This is a genomic window from Halomonas marinisediminis (assembly GCF_004347715.1).
In the GTDB taxonomy this organism is placed as follows: Bacteria; Pseudomonadota; Gammaproteobacteria; order Pseudomonadales; family Halomonadaceae; genus Halomonas; species Halomonas icarae.
Genome location: NZ_SLTR01000449.1, coordinates 1 through 273 on the forward strand (window position 1 = coordinate 1; position 273 = coordinate 273).

The window sequence follows — 273 nt, forward strand, 5'->3', positions numbered from 1 at the left end:
ATTCCGTCCTCACCGATGCCGACGATATGCAACCACGGCGCGGTCATGCCGAGCCACCGCCCGGGCCCCGCGCGGGCCAAGGATCTTGCAAGATCCTTGACAATTTTCTTGCAAGAAAATTGGTCGCGCTCATGTCTCCACCTCCGGCAATCCGGCGGCCAAAGCGTTCACGGCCGCCGACGCCATGGCCGAGCCGCCGCGCCGGCCGCGCAACGCCACGAAATCGCAGCCCCGCGGGTTGGCCGCAAGTTCCGCCTTGCTCTCGGCGGCGCC

Annotated in this window: 1 protein-coding gene; it reads right to left on the reverse strand. The window is 67.4% G+C overall.

Annotated features, from left to right (window positions below; genetic code table 11):
- Positions 1–129: 129 nt before the first annotated feature.
- A partial coding sequence (locus E0702_RS17375) for a precorrin-8X methylmutase (protein WP_205742059.1) occupies positions 130–273 on the reverse strand: 144 nt, incomplete at its 5' end.